Raw genomic sequence first — 14,828 nt, 5'->3', positions numbered from 1 at the left:
CGCGGCCGTCAGCCCCCCGGGCGCAGCACCGGGGCGAGGGCGTCCAGCACGGAGGCGTCCTCGATGGTCCCCGGCACCTTGGGCGTCTTCCCGTCGGCGAGCTCGCGCATCGTCTTGCGCAGGATCTTCCCCGACCGCGTCTTCGGCAGGGCCGCCACGACGTCGACCTGCCGGAGGCTCGCGACGGCGCCCACCTCGTCGCGGACGCGCTGCACGAGCTCGGCGGTGATGCGCCCGCCGTCCGCCGCCGCGTCGACACTCCCCTTGAGGACGACGAGCCCCCGCGGCACCTGGCCCTTCATCTCGTCGGCCACCCCGATGACCGCGCACTCGGCCACGTCGGGGTGCCCCGCGAGGGCCGCCTCGATCGACCCGGTCGACAGACGGTGCCCGGCGACGTTGAGCACGTCGTCGGTGCGGCCCATCACGTAGAGGTAGCCGTCCTCGTCGAAGCGGCCGCCGTCCCCGGTGAGGTAGTAGCCGTCGTACACCGACAGGTATCCGGCCACGTACCGGTCGTCGTCGCCCCAGAGCGTCGGCAGCGTCCCCGGCGGGAGGGGGAGGCGGATGGCGATGGCGCCCTCGGTGCCGGCCGGCACCTCCGCCCCCTGGTCGTCCAGGACCCGCACGTCGTAGCCCGGCACTGGCACCGACGGTGACCCGGCCTTGATGGGCATCGGGTCCAGGCCGCGCAGGTTCGCCACGATCGGCCACCCGGTCTCGGTCTGCCACCAGTTGTCGACGACGGGCACGCCGAGGACCCCGGTCGCCCACTCGTAGGTGTCGGGGTCGAGGCGCTCACCGGCGAGGAAGACCGCGTCGAGGCAGGTCAGGTCGTACCCCTTGGTCAGCTCGCCGCGCGGGTCCTCGCGCTTGATCGCGCGGTAGGCGGTCGGGGCCGTGAACATCGCCCGGCAGCGGTAGGTGGAGATGACCCGCCAGAACGCTCCGGCGTCGGGGGTGCCCACCGGCTTGCCCTCGTAGAGCACTGTCGTGGCCCCGGTGAGGAGCGGCCCGTAGACGATGTAGGAGTGGCCGACGACCCAGCCGACGTCGGAGGCGGTGAACCACACGTCACCGGGCCCGATGCCGTACACGTTCTCCATCGACCAGCGCAGCGCCACGGCGTGCCCGCCGTTGTCGCGGACGATGCCCTTGGGGCGGCCCGTCGTCCCGGAGGTGTAGAGGATGTAGAGGGGGTCGGTGGCCTCGACCTCCACGCAGTCGGCCGGCTCGGCGTCGGCGACGAGCTCGTCCCAGGTCATCTCCTCCCACTCCGTGTCCCGGACGCCGACGGCGGCCGGGGCCTGCTCGCGCTGGAGCACGACGACGGCCTCGGGCTTGTGGCCGCTGCGGTCGAGTGCGCCGTCGAGCATCGGCTTGTACTCGACGACCCGGCTCGGCTCGATGCCGCAGGAGGCCGAGACGATGACCTTGGGCTCGGCGTCCTCGATGCGTGCGGCCAGCTCCGCCGGGGCGAACCCGCCGAAGACGACGGAGTGGATCGCCCCGAGCCGGGCGCACGCGAGCATCGCGACGACGGCCTCCGGCACCATCGGCATGTAGACGATGACCCGGTCGCCCTTCCCGACCCCGAGTGAGGCGAGGGCGCCGGCGAAGGTCGCCACCCGCTCGAGCAGCTCGGCGTACGTGAAGGTCCGCGAGGTGCCGGTGACCGGGCTGTCGTGGACGAGAGCGGCCTGGTCGCCGCGCCCGTCCCGGACGTGCCGGTCGAGGGCGTTGAAGCAGGTGTTGAGGGTGCCGCCCCGGAACCACCGGTAGAAGGGTGGGTGGGAGTCGTCGAGGACGGTCGGGGGCTCGGTGAGCCACTCGATCCCGGCCGCGGCGTCGCCCCAGAACCCCGCGGGGTCGGCCAGGGACCGCTGATGGGCTGCTGCGTACGCGCCGGTGCTCATGGCCCCATCGTGGCGTGGGTGGCCGGAGCGCGGCCAGGGGTGCGGCCCGCCCGTCCGGCGGGCGAGCCGTGCCGTGCGACGAGCGGCACGGTGGTGGTCCCGCCCGGGTTCGACGGCGGGACCCGAGCACGTAGCCTGTCTGCGGCAGGTCGGAGCACGGGAAAGCGGGTAGGCGGATGCGGCGTGGGGCGCGCGTGCTCGTGCTGCTCGCCGTGCTCGTGGTGGGAGGCGTCCTCCTGTTGACCCGGGAGGCCGCCTACGTGGCCACCGCCACCGTGACGGCGGTCGACGCCGGCGCCGCCGGCCAGGTGGAGGCCCGCGCCACCGCGGCGGGCTTCGCCGGTGAGGTGGCCGAGGCGCTCGCCGCGGAGCCGGCCTCGGCCCTGCCCGCCCTCACGGTGACGCGCTCCGGCGCCGAGGTGCGGGTGGGGGCACGCGACGTCGACCCCGCCCGCGCGCAGGACACCGTCGACACCGCGGCGTACCTGCTGGCTCGCGGCGCCACCGCGGACGCCGTCGAGGACACCACGTCCTCCACGCTGCCGACGGAGCCGGTCAACCGCTCCTCGCTGTTCTGGCTCGCGCTGGCGACGGCCGCGCTCGTCGTCGCCGGCCTCGTCGGGTCACGGCTCACCTCCCCCGAAGGGGACCGGGGATGAGCTCGCACGCCGGCTTCCGTGCCGACATCCAGGGCCTGCGCGCGGTCGCGGTGCTCACCGTCGTGCTGTGGCACGCGAACCCGGCGATCGTGCCGGGAGGGTTCATCGGCGTCGACGTCTTCTTCGTCATCTCGGGCTTCCTCATGACGGGGGTGCTGCTCTCCCAGATCGAACGGGACGGGCGCGTCGACCTGCCGGCCTTCTACGCGCGCCGCGCCCGCCGGCTGCTCCCCGCGGCGGTCGTGGCGCTGCTCGGCGCGGCCGCCGTCACGGTCGCGCTGCTGCCCGTCACCCGGTGGATCGACGTCGGGAAGGACATCGCGGCGAGCGCGCTGTACGTCGTCAACTGGCGGATGGCCAGCTCGTCGGTCGACTACCTCGCCCACGAGGGCCTGCCGAGCCCCGTGCAGCACTTCTGGTCGCTGTCGGTGGAGGAGCAGTACTACGTCGTCTGGCCCCTCCTGCTCGGCCTGCTCGCCGTGCTCGGGCACCGGCTGGGGGGCGGGCTGCGCCGCTGGGCCCTGGCCGGACTCACCGTCGCGATGGCGCTGTCCCTGTGGGCGTCGGTGGTCCTCACCGCGGAGTCCCCGGAGCGCGCCTACTTCGTCACCGAGACCCGCGTGTGGGAGCTCGCGATCGGGGGGTTCGTCGCCGTCGGCGTCCGCCGGTGGCCCCGCATCCCGCGCGGTGCTGCGCTGCTCCTCGGCTGGGGCGGGCTCGGTGTCGTCCTCGTCGCCTCCTTCGTCATCTCGGCCGAGACCCCGTTCCCCGGGTGGGCCGCCCTCGCGCCGACCCTGGGCACCGCCGCCATTCTCGTCGCAGGGCCGGCCGCGGGGGCACGCGGCCCGGTGCTGCTCCTGCAGCCCCGGCCGATGCAGTTCGTCGGCGACATCTCGTACAGCCTCTACCTCTGGCACTGGCCCTTCGTCGTCGCGGTGATGGCGATGACCGGGGAGGGCACGCCGTCGGTGCCGCTCGGGCTCGCCGCGGTCGCGGCCTCCGTCGTCCCGGCCTGGCTCTCGTACCGCTTCGTCGAGGAGCCCTTCCGCATCGCGGGGTCCCACCTGCCGCCGCGGGAGCGCCGGATCCAGGCCCTGTGGGGAGGGGCGCAGCTCTCGCTCGTCGGCGCCGTCATCGGTGTCGTCCTCGCGCTGCTCGTGTGGCCGCCACCGGTGCCGACCCAGGCCGGCACGCGCACGCTCCCCGTCGACGTGCTGGCTGCCCGCGGGCCGACGGGCGCCCAGCTGCTGGGCGAGGACCCCGCGACCTCGCCCGCCGGGGAGCCGGTGGACGACCCGGGCCCCGTCCAGCCGCCGGTCGAACAGATCGCCAACGACCTGCACACCGCGCTGCCCCGGGACCCCTGCCAAGCCGACCTCGTCGGGTCCGACCTCGTCCCGTGCGCCCTCGGTGACCCCGACGGCGCGCGGAGCATCGTCGTCATCGGGGACTCGCACGCCGCCCAGTGGGGCGCCGCCCTCGACATCATCGGCCGGGAGCAGGGCTGGCGCATCACCGTCCTCGCGAAGTCGTCGTGCGCGCCGGTGCTCGGCTACACGCTGCCGAAGGCGGGTCCCGGGGGCTATGACTCGTGCACCGTCTTCAACGAGAACACCCAGGCCGCCGTCGCGGAGCAGCAGCCAGACCTCGTCCTGCTCTCCTGGGCCCGCTACACCGGCGAGGTCGACCCCGAGGCGTTCGTGGCCGGGCTCGAGACGGCGATCGACGGCTTCGCCGCCCACGCCGGGGGCGTCGGCATCATCCGGGACACCCCGAGGCCCGGCTTCAACATGGCCGACTGCCTCGTGGGTAACGCGGGCCGGTTCACCGAGTGCGCCTTCCCCCGGAGCGAGGGCACGGGGCGGATCGGGACCGGGATGGCCGAGGTGCTCACCACCCGGCCCGAGGTGGGCGACATCGACCTCACCGCGCGGATCTGCCCGCGCGAGACGTGCGCGCCGGTCGTCGGGGGCGTCGTCGTCTACCGCGACACCAACCACCTCACCGACACGTTCGTCCGCTCCCTCGCGCCCTTCCTCGGCTCGGCGATCGAGCGGCTGCTCGAGGACTCCGCCACCTCCTGAGCCGGTCGACCGGGGGCTCCGCCCGGCGCGGGTTCCATGACTCCGCGGTCGCTTCCCGTTGCCGGATCGTCGGTACGTGACTAAGTTACGTACCGACCCACAACGCTGTGAACGAGTCACACCCGGAGGAAGCATGACCTGGACGCTCTCCCGACGCACCGCGCTCACCGGCTCCCTCGCCCTGGCCTTCGCCGGCGCGAGCGCCCCCGCAGCCTCCGCCACGGGGCGCCGGCCCGACGACGGGCGGGTCCACGGATGGGTCACGTCGACGATGGCCCGGATGACCCTGCACGAGAAGATCGGGCAGCTGTTCGTCCAGCAGGTCTACGGCAGCGACGCGAGCACCCCCGACGCGCGCAACGTGCCGCTCTACGGGCTCGCGACGCCCGCCGAGATCGTGCAGAAGTACGCGCTCGGCGGCGTCATCTACTTCGCGTGGACCGACAGCGTCAAGAACCCCGAGCAGATCACCGGGCTCAGCAACGGCCTCCAGGAGGCGGCGCTGGGCCGCCGCGACTCCAAGGTGCGTGTCCCGCTGACGCTCAGCGTCGACCAGGAGCAGGGAGTCGTCACCCGGATCGGCCCGCCCGCCACCCAGTTCCCCGGGTCGATGGCCCTCGGCGCCGGACGCAGCACCGACGACGCCCGCACCGCCGCCGCCATCACCGGCCAGGAGCTGCGGGCCATGGGCATCACGACCAACTTCGCTCCGGTCGCCGACACCAACGTCAACCCGCTCAACCCGGTCATCGGCACCCGGTCGTTCTCGTCCGACCCCGACCTCGCGGCCGCGATGGTCGCGGCCCAGGTCGCCGGGTACCAGGGTTACGGCGGGGTCATGGCCTCGGCCAAGCACTTCCCCGGGCACGGCGACACCGCCACCGACAGCCATGTCGCGTTCCCGGTCATCACGCACTCCAGGGCGGAGTGGGAGCAGCTCGACGCGCCGCCCTTCCAGGCCGCCATCACCGCCGGGATCGACATGGTGATGACCGCGCACCTGGCCTTCCCGGCGCTCGACGACTCCGGCGACCCGGCCACCCTCAGCCGCCCGATCCTCACCGGGGTCCTGCGCGAGGAGCTCGGCTTCGAGGGCGTCATCATCACCGACTCCCTCGAGATGCAGGGTGTGCGCGACCGGTACGGCGACGCCGAGGTCGCCGTGCGCGCCCTGCTCGCCGGTGCCGACCAGCTGCTCATGTCGCCGGCCCTCGAGGACGCCTTCGCCGCCATCGTCGACGCCGTCGAGACCGGGCGCATCGACCGGTCCGAGCTGGACGCCAAGGTCCGCCGGGTCCTCACCCTCAAGGCGCGCCGCGGCCTCGTCGAGGAGGCGTTCGCCGACCCCGACGCCCTCGACGACGTCGTCGGGACCCCCGAGCACCTCGCGGCGGCGGCGGCCATCACCGACCGGACGACGACGTTGCTGCGCAACGACGACGGCGTCCTGCCGATGAGCCTGCCGGGGGCCGACGTCCTCGTCGCCGGCTACGGGGTGTCGACGACGGCCACCCTCGCCGCCGGGCTCCAGCGGCACGGCGCGACGACGACGGTGCGCCAGACCGGGACCTCGCCCACCGACGCCCAGATCGCCGACGCCGTGGCCGCCGCGGCGGGCCGGGACGCGGTGGTCGTCACGACGATGAAGGCCTGGGACACCAGGGTCACCGACAAGCGGGCCGGCCAGCAGAAGCTCGTGGCCGCCCTGCGCGACACCGGCGTGCCCGTCGTCGTCGTCGCGACCCGGGACCCCTACGACATCGCCTACCTCGGCGACGCCCCCACCTACCTCGCCACCTACAGCTACAGCCCGGTGGCCATCGAGGCCGTGGCGCGCGTCATCGCCGGCGAGGTCACGCCCACCGGCACGCTGCCCGTCGACATCCCGGTCGCGGGGGACCCCAACACCGTCCTGTTCCCCTACGGCTTCGGCCTCGGCTACTGACCCGTCCCTCGAGGAGAGATCACAGATGACCCGTATGGACCGCCGCCAGCTCTTCGCCGCCTCCGCCGTCGGGGCGGCCGCCACCGCCGTCGCGGCCGCCCCGGCCGCCTGGGCCACCGGCTCGAGCCCGATGCCCAGCCGGCCGGTCACCCCCGGCGCCGACCGGGCCGCCGCCGGCGGCTGGAGCGTGCTCTCGGGCCGCACGGTCGGCGTCGTCACCAACCCCACCGGCATCCTGACGAACCTCCACAGCATCGTCGACGAGATGGTCGCCTCGGGTTCGGTCGACGTCGGTGCGGTGTTCGGGCCCGAGCACGGCTTCCGCGGCACGGCCCAGGCCGGGGAGGCCGAGGAGACCCAGACCGACCCGCGCACCGGGGTCACCGTCTACGACACCTACGGGGCGGGCGTCGACACGATGACCCGGATGGTCCGCGAGTCGGGCGTCGACACCGTGGTCTTCGACATCCAGGACGTCGGGGCGCGCTTCTACACCTACATCTGGACGATGTACACGGCGATGCGGGCCGCGGTCCGGGCCGGCGCCGACTTCGTCGTCCTGGACCGTCCGAACCCGGTCGGTGGCATCGCGCGCGGGCCGATGATGACGACACCGTTCACCTCGGGGGTGGGCGCGAAGGAGATCGTGCAGGCGCACGGGATGACCGTCGGTGAGCTCGCCCGCTTCTTCGAGGGCGAGTTCCTCGAGGGCGACGAGGGTGCGCGCCTGCAGCGCCTGGACGTCGTCGAGGTCAAAGGCTGGCGCCGCGACGTCACCCACGCCGGCACCGACCTGCCCTGGGTCATGCCCAGCCCGAACATGCCGACCCCGGACACCGCGCTCGTCTACCCCGGGACCTGCCTGTTCGAGGGCACGAACCTGTCCGAGGGGCGGGGGACCACCCGGCCGTTCGAGCTCGTCGGGGCGCCGTTCGTCGACCACCGCTGGGCCGAGCGGCTCGCGGGCCGCGACATCCCCGGGGTGCAGGTCCGGGAGGCGTACTTCAACCCGACCTTCAGCAAGCACGCCGGCAAGGTCTGCGGGGGCGTCCAGGTGCACGTCGCAGACCCGCGGGCGGTCGACGGGCCGCGGCTCGGAGCCGAGATGCTCGTGGCCGCCAAGGCCCTGTACTCGGACTTCGCCTGGCGCAAGGACAGCTGGGACACCAAGCGTCCGTACTGGGTCGACAAGCTGACCGGGTCGCAGCGGCTGCGCGAGATGGTCGACGCCGGCGCCTCGGCCGACGACGTCGTCGCCGCGTGGCAGGACGAGCTCGCCGCGTTCGAGCGCACCCGGCAGCAGTACCTCATCTACCCGGGGCCCACGAAGTGACCCGCCGGGCCCTGGCAGCGGTGGCCGTGGCCGGCGTCGTCGTGTCCGGCGTCGCCGGCGCCGCACCGGCCGCGGCCCACGACTTCGACCGACCCGAGAAGGGGTTCATGCCCGCCTCGACGATGCTGCGCGACGGCTCCCCACGGGACGTCGGGCTCGACCCCGCCCCGATCGAGGCGGCCGCGGAACGCGTCGCCGGGTACGAGGTGGCGCCCGAGGGTGGCCACCCGATGTACTCCGGCGCCGTCGGGGTCATGGGCCACGACGGGACGGTCGTCGCTCGGCACGCCAGCGGCCACGCGGTGCGCTGGCAGGACGCGAGCACCGAGCTGCCCCGCGACGAGTGGGTCCCGATGCGCGAGGACACGATCTTCGACCTCGCCTCGGTGAGCAAGCTGTTCACGTCCATCGCCACGGTCCAGCTCGTCGAGGACGGGCGGGTCGACCTCGAGGCGCCGGTGGCGACGTACCTGCCGGAGTTCGCGGCGAACGGCAAGGAGTCCGTCACGGTCCGGATGCTGCTCACGCACACGTCGGGGTTCACCTCCTGGCTGCCGTTGTACAGCCGCTACCCCGACGAGGCGTCCCGGATCCAGGCCGTCATGGACCAGCCCCTGCGCAACGCGCCCGGCTCCGCGTACCTCTACAGCGACCTCAACCTCATCACCCTCGGTGTCCTGGTCGAGCGGCTCACCGGCAAGGGCCTCGACGAGGTGGTGCACGCCGAGATCGCGGCCCCGCTCGGGATGGCCGACACCGGCTACAACCCCGAGGACCGGGAGCGCACGGCCGCCACCGAGTACCAGTCCACGCCGCCGCGCGGGCTCGTCCGGGGCGAGGTGCACGACGAGAACGCCTGGTCGCTCGGCGGGGTCGCCGGGCACGCCGGCGTCTTCTCGACCGCCGACGACCTCGCGATCCTCGCCCAGGCCCTGCTCAACGGCGGCGCCTACGACGGGCAGCGGATCCTCGACCGGCGCAGCGTCGAGCTGCTCATCACGAACTTCACCGAGGCGTTCCCCGGTGACGCGCACGGCCTCGGCTTCGAGCTGGACCAGCGCTGGTACATGGACGCGCTGTCGGGGCCGCGGACCGCAGGACACACCGGGTACACCGGGACCTCGATCGTCATCGACTTCGACAGCCGCTCGTTCGCGATCCTGCTGACCAACCGGGTCCACCCCTCGCGCAGCTGGGGCAGCAACAACCCGGCACGCCGCGACTGGGCCCACGGCCTCGCGGCAGCGATGCCGATCACCCCGAAGCACGGTGACTCCGCCTGGTACGCCGGTGGCGTGAACGCGACGACCGCCACCCTCACGGCCCCGGCCGAGGTGCCCGAGGGCGGGGCGCGGCTCGGCTTCGACCTCCTCCTCGACACCGAGGCGAGCGACGTCCTGACCCTCGAGACCTCGACCGACGGCGGGTCCACGTGGACGGCGCAGCCGTTCTCGGTGCGGGACCGGGGCGAGACCGTCGAGTCCGACGGCACCGTCTCGGGCACCTTCCAGCGCCGTTGGACCCAGGTCCGCGCGGAGCTCCCGGCCGGCGACCTGCTCGTCCGCTGGCGGATGACGACCGACGGGCTGTACCTGGGCCGGGGTGTCGTCGTCGACGGGGTGAAGGCCACCTCCGGGGCCGGTGTCGTGCTCGACGGCGAGAAGGGACCCGGCGCGTTCGAGGCCGATGGGTGGAGCCTGCTGGGTCCGGACGCCTAGGTTTGACCGCATGGCCTCCAGTCCCGCGCCCGACGCGGCCCCGCCCCTGCTCGTGCGGATCCGCGGGCTCCGCCCCTCGCTGTCGCCCGCAGAGGACCGGGTCGCCGAGCAGGTGCTCGCCGACCCACGGGCGGCGTCGGCGCTGACCATCTCCGAGCTCGCCGTCACGGCGTCGACCTCGGAGACGACGGTGCTGCGGTTCTGCAAGCGGCTCGGGCTGCGCGGCTACCCGCAGCTGCGTCTCGCCCTGGCCGAGGCCGGGACGGGGCAGCGGGTCTCGGCGGCGCCGACCACCGACATCAGCGCCGACGACACCGTCGACGACGTCATCACGAAGGTGGCGTTCGCCGACGCGAGCGCCGTCGAGGAGACCGCCCAGACCATCGACCGGGGCGCGCTCTCGGCCACGGCCGCCGCGATCGCCGCGGCCGGGAGGGTCGACGTCTACGGAATCGGGGCGAGTGCGCTCGTCGGGATGGACCTCCAGCAGAAGCTGCACCGCATCGGCTCGGTGGTGTTCGCCTGGAACGACCCGCACATCGCGCTCACGAGCGCCACGCTGCTCGGCCCCGGCGACGTCGCCATCGGTGTCTCGCACTCGGGGACGACGACCGAGACCGTCGAGGCGCTGGCGCTCGCGAAGAGCCGCGGTGCGACGACGGTCGCCATCACGAACTTCCCCGTGTCACGGCTGGCGGCGGGGGCGGACTTCGTCCTCGCGACGGCCGCCCGCGAGTCGAGCCTGCGCTCCGGTGCCACGGCGAGCCGCATCGCGGCCCTCACCGTCGTGGACTGCCTCTACATCGCCGTCGCCCAGCACGACCTGGCCCGGGCGGAGTCCGCGGTCGAGAGCACCCGGCAGGCGGTCGCCGGCCACCATGTCCGTTACTGATTCACGCCATTGACTCCAGTGCTGTAGGAAAGTAACATCGACCGGGTGAACACCGAGGCGAGCGTCAGCGCCCCCACCGAGGAGCGCCATCCCGGGACGACGGGCATCGACGCCCTCGACACCCTCGACGTGCTCCGCCTCATCAACCGGGAGGACGCTCTCGTGGCCCCCGCGGTCGCGCAGGTCCTGCCGGTGCTCGCCGCCCTCGTGGACGCCGCTGTCTCGGCCGTCGAGGCCGGCGGCACCATCCACTACGTCGGGGCGGGGACCTCCGGCCGTCTCGCCGTCCTCGACGCCGCCGAGCTCCTCCCCACCTTCAACGCACCCCCCGGACTCGTCGTCGCACACCACGCCGGAGGCGCCGAGGCCATCCTGCGCGCCGTCGAGAACGTCGAGGACGACGCCGACCAGGGCCGGGCCGACCTCGATGTCGTCGGCGGGGGCGACGTCGTGGTCGGCCTCACCGCCTCCGGCCGGACCCCGTACGTCGGTGGTGCGCTCGCCCTCGCCCGTGAGCGGGGCGCGGTGACCGCCCTGCTCACGGCCAACCCGGCTGCCGAGCTCGCTCCGCTGGCCGACCACGTCCTCGCGGTCGACACCGGCGCGGAGGTCATCACCGGCTCCACCCGGCTCAAGGCCGGCACCGCCCAGAAGATGCTCCTCAACGCGTTCTCGACCGCCGTGATGATCCGCCGGGGCCGGACCTGGTCCAACCTCATGGTCGACGTCGTCGCGACGAACGCCAAGCTGCGCGGGCGCGTCGTGCGGATCCTGCGCGAAGCCACCGGCGCGACCGAGGACGCCGCCCGGGCCGCGCTGGAGGCCTCCGACGGCGAGCTGAAGCCCGCCCTCGTCAGCGTGCTCGCCGAGGTGGACGTCGCGCTGGCCCGCTCCGTGCTGGAGACCTGCGACGGGTCGGTTGCCCGGGCGCTGACGGCCATCCGTCGCCCGTCCTCGGGGCACGATGACACCCGCACCGACTCCCGCAGCACCGGGGCCACCGCCCCGCAGAACCCCCGGGCCCTGGCCCATGTCCCGACAGGAGACCCCGCATGACAGCCCGTACCACCCGGTTCCGTGCCGCACTCGCCCTGGGTGCCGGTGCCCTCGCCCTCGCCGCCTGCGCCCCCTCGGCCGACACCGGGGACGGCGGCGGCGACGGCGACACCACGCTGACCGTCTGGTCCTGGCGGGTCGAGGACAAGGCCGCCTACGAGAAGATCTTCGACGCCTACGAGCAGTCCCACCCCGGCGTCACCGTCGAGTTCAAGCCGTTCAAGGCCACCGAGTACAACAAGATCCTCGCCACGGGGCTCGCCGGCTCCGACGGCCCGGACGTGCCGCAGGTGCGGTCCTACGGGGGGCTCCAGACCACCGTGGCCTCCGGCGCGCTCATGCCGCTCGACGACGCCGTCGACCTGTCCGCGTGGGACGAGGGCATCGTCGCCGGCGCGCGGGGCAAGGAGGACGGCAAGCTCTACTCGGTGCCGCTGGCCCGCCAGGCCACCGTCCTGTTCTACGACAAGGCACTGTTCGCCGAGCACGGTGTCGACGTCCCCACGACCTGGGACGAGTTCATCGCCGCCAACGAGGCGTTCCTCGCGAAGGACATCACCCCCCTCGCGGTCGGGGCCAAGGACGACTGGACCCTGCCGATCGTGCACGAGGTCCTCGCGGCCCCGCGGTTCGGCGGCAGCCAGTTCCAGGACGCTGTCGCGTCGGGCGAGACCGACTTCACCGACCCCGACTGGGTCGCGTCGGTCGATGTGCTCGGGGACCTCGAGAAGTACATGCCCAAGAGCGTCACGGGGGTCGCCGTCACCGACGCGATGACCCTGTTCAGCTCCGGTCAGGCCGCGATGTACCCGGGCGGCTCCTTCGACCTCGCGACCCTGCAGACCGCCAACCCGGAGATGGACCTGGGGGTCTTCCAGGTGCCCCCGCCGCCGGGCTCGCCGAGCGGGTCGGATGCCACCACCGCCGCGTGGGCCGACGGCAACTTCGCCGTCAACGCCGCCTCCCCCGACAAGGAGGCCGCGACCGAGCTCGTGACGTGGATGGCGACCCCGGAGTTCGGCCAGATGGTCGCCGACGAGATCAAGCAGATCTCGGCGGTGCCGGGTGTCACCTACTCCGACCCGGTGCTCGCCCAGGTCGCCGCCGACCTCGACGACCGCGGCTCGTCCTACCTCCTGCTCACCGACTTCCGGTACGGCTCCCCGTCGGGCACCGACCTGCTCGGCAAGGGCGTCCAGGAGTTGTTCCTCGGCAGCAAGACCGCCGAGCAGGTGAGCGCCGAGCTCGACAAGGGCGTCAAGACCTGGTTCCAGCCCGCGTCCTGACCCGTCCGCACCACCGGAGCACCCCCGGCGGCCGGCGCGCCCGACGCCCGGCCGCCGGGTGAACCGGTGGTGACCGCCACGACTCCCCGAGTCCCGACCCCCCTGGCGATGACATGAGCCGACGCACCGGACTCCTCTTCCTCACCCCCGCCCTCGCGCTGTTCGGGGTGTTCGTCCTCTACCCGATGCTCACCGCGTTCTCGTACGCCTTCTACGAGTGGCAGGGCACGAGCCGCGGGGGCTTCTCGGGGCTGACGAACTTCACGGCGCTGTTCACCCGCGCCCCGTTCACCACCGACCTCCCGCGCGCGCTGTGGCACAACGTCGCGTTCTTCCTCGGGACGATGGCCGTGCAGAACACCGTCGGCCTCACCATCGCCTTCCTGCTCCACCGCCGCGACCGGTCCCGCCGCCTGCTCCAGACCCTGTACGCGATGCCGTACCTCGTGAGCCCCATCGTCATCGGCTACCTGTGGACCCTGTTGCTGTCGCCGACGTTCGGGCCGGTCAACACCCTGCTCACGAAGGTCGGGCTCGAGTCGTGGGCGCTGCCCTGGCTCGGCGACCCCGACACCGCGCTCTGGGTCGTCATCCTCGTCAGTGTCTGGCAGTGGATCGGCTTCCCCGTCCTGCTCTACGGCGCCGCCCTCGGCGGGGTGCCCGAGGAGCTCACCGAGGCCGCCCGCGTCGACGGGGCCTCGCACGTGCAGGCGTTCCGGCGGATCACCTTCCCGCTGCTCGTGCCCGCCATCGGCACCGTGAGCGTCCTGACGTTCATCTTCGCGATGGAGGCGTTCGCGTTGCCCTACGCCTTCGGCGGGTCCACCGGCAACCCGGCCGGCGCCACCGACTTCATCTCGCTGCTCTTCTACCGGACCGCCTTCGACTCCGGGGCCACCGACGCCATCGGCACCTCGTCGGCACTGGCGACCCTGCTGTTCCTGCTCATCTTCGGAGGGGCGTACGCCGCCACCGCCGTCCTGCGCCGCCACGAGCGGAGGATCACGACATGAGCGTCGTCCCCGCCGGGGTCGGCACCGCCGACGAGGCCGTCGAGGTCCCGGTCGAGACCCCGCCCGGCAGGCCCAGTGGGCCCTCGCGCAGGCCGCGCCGGCGCCGGAAGCCCGTCGGTGGCGCCACCGCGAGCGTCGCGCTGTGGGCGTACGCGGCTCTGGCGCTCATCCCGCTCGTCCTCATGGTCAGCAGCTCGTTCCGCAGCAACGGCGACCTCATCTCCGACCCGCTCGGAGCGCCGTGGCCGCTGTCGGTCGACTCCTACCGGGAGGCGTGGACGACGGGGAACTTCGCCACGTACTTCGGCAACAGCCTCGCCGTCACCCTGGGCGCGGTCGTGCTGTCGACGACGGTCGCGACGATGGCGTCGTACGCGCTCGCGCGGGGCCGGTCGCGCATCTTCCGGTGGCTCGAGTCGCTGTTCCTGTCCGGGCTGATGCTGCCCATCCACCTCGCGATCCTGCCGATCTTCTACCTCTTCGACGGGGTCGGCCTCATCGACTCCCGGCTCGGCCTGGCCCTGATGTACGGCGCGTCCGGGGTGCCGTTCTCGATCTTCGTCCTCACGACGTTCTTCCGGCAGCTGCCGGGCGAGCTCGAGGAGGCCGCGGTGCTCGACGGGGCGTCCACCTGGCAGACGTTCTGGCGCATCATGGTGCCGCTCGTCAAGCCCGCCGTGGCGACGGTCGCGGTCTTCCGGTTCGTGCCGATCTGGAACGACTTCCTCTTCCCGCTCGTCCTCCTGCGCGACGATGCGAAGTACACCCTGCCCGTCGGGCTCACCCAGTTCTTCGGCGAGAACGCGACGAACTTCTCGGCGGTCTTCGCGGGGCTGGTCATCACGACGATCCCGCTCATCGTCCTGTTCCTCGTCGCCACGAAGCAGATCGTCGCGGGCTTGACCGCGGGCATGGCCAAGTGATCG

The 14,828-nt window shown here is 73.1% G+C and carries 11 protein-coding genes; 10 read left to right on the top strand and 1 reads right to left on the bottom strand.

What is annotated here, in order from left to right; all coding sequences use genetic code 11:
- Window positions 1–8: 8 nt before the first annotated feature.
- The gene (locus Q0963_RS12240; protein ID WP_299446206.1) at window positions 9–1,916 is read right to left on the bottom strand and encodes a propionyl-CoA synthetase; all 1,908 of its coding nucleotides are present in this window, start codon (window positions 1,914–1,916) and stop codon (window positions 9–11) included.
- A gap of 176 nt (window positions 1,917–2,092) precedes the next feature.
- On the opposite strand from Q0963_RS12240, the gene Q0963_RS12235 reads away from it, so the two are divergent.
- The 10 genes from Q0963_RS12235 (at window position 2,093) to Q0963_RS12190 (ending at window position 14,825) form a co-directional block, all read left to right on the top strand.
- Window positions 2,093–2,575: a hypothetical protein gene (locus tag Q0963_RS12235; RefSeq protein WP_299446203.1), complete on the top strand. Its 483-nt coding sequence runs from the start codon at window positions 2,093–2,095 to the stop codon at window positions 2,573–2,575.
- Window positions 2,572–4,659, top strand: coding sequence for an acyltransferase family protein (locus tag Q0963_RS12230; RefSeq protein ID WP_299446200.1), 2,088 nt, complete (start codon window positions 2,572–2,574; stop codon window positions 4,657–4,659). Before Q0963_RS12235 ends, Q0963_RS12230 begins: the two co-directional genes overlap by 4 nt.
- A 133-nt stretch (window positions 4,660–4,792) precedes the next feature.
- The gene (locus Q0963_RS12225; protein WP_299446197.1) at window positions 4,793–6,604 is read left to right on the top strand and encodes a glycoside hydrolase family 3 protein; all 1,812 of its coding nucleotides are present in this window, start codon (window positions 4,793–4,795) and stop codon (window positions 6,602–6,604) included.
- A 25-nt stretch (window positions 6,605–6,629) separates the two neighbouring features.
- Window positions 6,630–7,937 carry a DUF1343 domain-containing protein gene (locus tag Q0963_RS12220; protein WP_299446194.1) on the top strand — a complete coding sequence of 436 codons (1,308 nt, stop codon included), beginning with the start codon at window positions 6,630–6,632 and terminating at the stop codon, window positions 7,935–7,937.
- Window positions 7,934–9,655 carry a serine hydrolase domain-containing protein gene (locus tag Q0963_RS12215; RefSeq protein ID WP_299446191.1) on the top strand — a complete coding sequence of 574 codons (1,722 nt, stop codon included), beginning with the start codon at window positions 7,934–7,936 and terminating at the stop codon, window positions 9,653–9,655. Before Q0963_RS12220 ends, Q0963_RS12215 begins: the two co-directional genes overlap by 4 nt.
- A gap of 10 nt (window positions 9,656–9,665) precedes the next feature.
- Complete coding sequence (locus Q0963_RS12210; protein WP_299446188.1) at window positions 9,666–10,547, top strand: MurR/RpiR family transcriptional regulator; 882 nt, start codon at window positions 9,666–9,668, stop codon at window positions 10,545–10,547.
- A gap of 45 nt (window positions 10,548–10,592) precedes the next feature.
- Window positions 10,593–11,603 carry an N-acetylmuramic acid 6-phosphate etherase gene (locus tag Q0963_RS12205; protein ID WP_299446185.1) on the top strand — a complete coding sequence of 337 codons (1,011 nt, stop codon included), beginning with the start codon at window positions 10,593–10,595 and terminating at the stop codon, window positions 11,601–11,603.
- The gene (locus Q0963_RS12200; protein ID WP_299446183.1) at window positions 11,600–12,889 is read left to right on the top strand and encodes an extracellular solute-binding protein; all 1,290 of its coding nucleotides are present in this window, start codon (window positions 11,600–11,602) and stop codon (window positions 12,887–12,889) included. Before Q0963_RS12205 ends, Q0963_RS12200 begins: the two co-directional genes overlap by 4 nt.
- Before the next feature lie 113 nt (window positions 12,890–13,002).
- Window positions 13,003–13,902, top strand: a complete 900-nt coding sequence (locus Q0963_RS12195; RefSeq protein ID WP_299446180.1) for a carbohydrate ABC transporter permease — start codon at window positions 13,003–13,005, stop codon at window positions 13,900–13,902.
- Complete coding sequence (locus tag Q0963_RS12190; protein WP_299446177.1) at window positions 13,899–14,825, top strand: carbohydrate ABC transporter permease; 927 nt, start codon at window positions 13,899–13,901, stop codon at window positions 14,823–14,825. Before Q0963_RS12195 ends, Q0963_RS12190 begins: the two co-directional genes overlap by 4 nt.
- Window positions 14,826–14,828 lie beyond the last annotated feature (3 nt).

The organism is uncultured Phycicoccus sp., assembly GCF_947495705.1.
Classification (GTDB): domain Bacteria; phylum Actinomycetota; class Actinomycetes; order Actinomycetales; family Dermatophilaceae; genus Phycicoccus.
The sequence above is the reverse complement of the archived record's forward strand: the minus strand, read 5'-3'. Positions and strand labels throughout refer to the sequence as shown.